The organism is Corallococcus llansteffanensis (assembly GCF_003612055.1).
Taxonomy (GTDB): domain Bacteria; phylum Myxococcota; class Myxococcia; order Myxococcales; family Myxococcaceae; genus Corallococcus; species Corallococcus llansteffanensis.
On sequence record NZ_RAWB01000898.1, the window covers coordinates 1 to 2,410 of the forward strand.

Sequence of the window (2,410 nt, forward strand, 5' to 3'; positions counted from 1 at the left end):
GAAGACGCCCTTCACGCCCAGGGCCAGCAGGGCCAGCCCGCCCAGGAGCAGGCCGGCGACCAGGCCGAGCGACGCGGCGCGCAGCAGGGCGGCACCCCGGGAGGAGGGGAGGGAGGACATGGACGCGAGGCGTAGCACCGACGCGGGCCGGACGGGGCGGTGGAGGGCGTCCGCAGCGTATGCTTCCGGACCATGCGAATCCTGTACGGGGTCGTCGGCGAGGGAATGGGCCATGCCACGCGTTCGCGCGTGCTGCTCGAGGCGCTGACGAAGGAGCACGAGGTCCACATCGTGGTGTCAGGGCGGGCGCAGAGCTACCTGTCCCAGCGCTTCCAGAACGTGCATGGCATCTGGGGCCTGACCATCGCGTACGAGGGGAACTCGGTGAAGAAGTGGCAGACGGTGCTGCAGAACCTGCAGGGCGCCGTGAAGGGCTGGCCGCAGAACGTGCGCCAGTACTTCGACCTGGTGGAGGGCTTCAAGCCGGACGTGGTGGTGAGCGACTTCGAGACGTTCAGCTACCTGTTCGCGAAGAACCACCGGCTGCCCGTCATCAGCGTGGACAACATGCAGGTCATCAACCGCTGCCAGCACGAGCCGTCCATGCTGGCCGGCCACGAGGAGAGCTTCGAGGCCTCGCGCGCCATCGTGAAGGCGAAGCTGCCCGGGGCCTTCCACTACCTGGCGACGACGTTCTTCTACCCGCCCCTGCGCAAGCGCCGCACCACGCTGGCCCCGTCCATCCTCCGGCCGGAGATCATCGCGGCGAAGTCGGAGCCGGGGGAGCACCTGCTCGTCTACCAGACGGCGACGACGAACACGCACCTGCCGGAGATCCTGAAGCAGTCCGGCGTCCCGTGCCGCGTCTACGGCATGCGCCGCGACATCAAGGAGGACGTGGTGGATGGCAACCTCACGTACCGGCCCTTCAGCGAGGCGGGCTTCATCGACGACCTGCGCACCGCGCGCGCGGTGGTGGCCGGCGGCGGCTTCACGCTGATGAGCGAGGCCGTCTACCTGCACAAGCCGTTGTTGAGCATCCCCGTGGGTGGCCAGTTCGAGCAGGTCCTCAATGCCCTGTACCTGGAGAAGCTGGGGTACGGCATGTATGTGAAGGAGTTGAGCCTGGACGCGCTCAAGACGTTCCTCAAGCGCGTGCCCGCCTGCGCGGAGGCCCTGAAGGGCTACGAGCAGGACGGGAACGTGAAGATGCTCGCCGCCCTCGACGACCAGCTCGCTCAGGCCTACGAGCACCGGGGCCACTGGCGCATGGAGCTCGCGGAGATGGACGGCAAGGCGTAGCAGCGCGCGCGGGGTGTCCCGGCCTTCACCTCAGTGCAGGGACACCTCGTTCTCGTTGTTGCGCTCCGCCGCGCGGCGGCTCATCTCCGTGAGCCACGAGCGCGTGAGGGGCGTCTCGCTCTCGCTGCCCTGGTAGCGGTCCGTGTCGCTGTCCTGGGGCAGCAGGCGGTTGACGGACTCCAGCACGAGCGCGGTGAGGTTGGGCGCCAGGGCCCGCCCCGCGGCGGCGAGCTTCGAGGGCAGGCCCACCAGGGCCTCCGCGTCCCCGCGCCGGCACGCCTCCAGGATCTTGCGCGCCGCGCGCTCGGCGCTCATCGACAGGCCCATCGTCGAATCGCTGATGTGGAACCACGCGTACTCCTTCTCGTGGTTGCCCTTGAAGGATGCGTTGCGCGGGCTGCCCGTGCGCATCAGGCCCGGGCACGCCGTCGTCACGCGGATGCCGTCCTGCGCAAGCTCCGTGCGCAGCCCGTCCGACAGGCCCACCAGCGCGAACTTGCTGGCGGAGTACGGCACCAGGTGCGGCACGCTCACCTTGCCGCCAATGGAGGAGATGTTGACGATGCGGCCCGCGCCGCGCCGCTTCATCTCCGGCACCACCGCGAGCGTCGTGTACAGCGGCCCCCACAGGTGCACGTCGATGGCCTCCTCGAAGTCCTCCAGCGTCATGGACTCCAGGGGGCCCACCACGATGATGCCCGCGTTGTTGATGAGCACGTCCACCGCGCCCCAGCGCCCGTGCACCGCGCTCACCATCGCCTCCACCTGCACCTGGTCGCGCACGTCGCAGCGGAGGGCCAGCACCTCGCCCCCGCCGCGCTCCAGCTCCACGCGGGCCCGCTCGAGCGATTCGCCGTCGCGGCCGCAGATGGCCACCTGTGCGCCCTCCTCCAGGAGCAGGCGCGCCATCACCAGCCCCAGCCCCCGCGAGCCGCCGGTGATGACCACCGTGCGGTCCTTGAAGCTGAAGCGGGGCTTGAGCATGCGCCGCACGCCCAGGGCCGCGGCCCCCATGCCCGCGGCCAGCGTGCCCAGGGAGAGGCCCTTTCGCTCGGTGTGACGTCGGTCAGCCATGGTGCGACTCCAGAAGGGAAGGGGAGGAGGGGGC

2 protein-coding genes are annotated in these 2,410 nt (G+C 69.9%); one reads left to right on the forward strand and one right to left on the reverse strand.

The features are described 5' to 3' along the window. Positions 1 to 192: 192 nt before the first annotated feature. Entirely contained in the window at positions 193 to 1,302 is a 1,110-nt protein-coding gene (locus tag D7V93_RS41815) for an MJ1255/VC2487 family glycosyltransferase (RefSeq protein WP_120648536.1), read from the forward strand. A gap of 30 nt (positions 1,303 to 1,332) precedes the next feature. Here the strand turns inward: D7V93_RS41815 and D7V93_RS41820 are convergent, their stop codons facing one another. After that, on the reverse strand, positions 1,333 to 2,376 hold the full coding sequence (locus D7V93_RS41820; RefSeq protein ID WP_120648537.1) for an SDR family NAD(P)-dependent oxidoreductase: 1,044 nt from the start codon (positions 2,374 to 2,376) through the stop codon (positions 1,333 to 1,335). Positions 2,377 to 2,410: the final 34 nt, after the last annotated feature.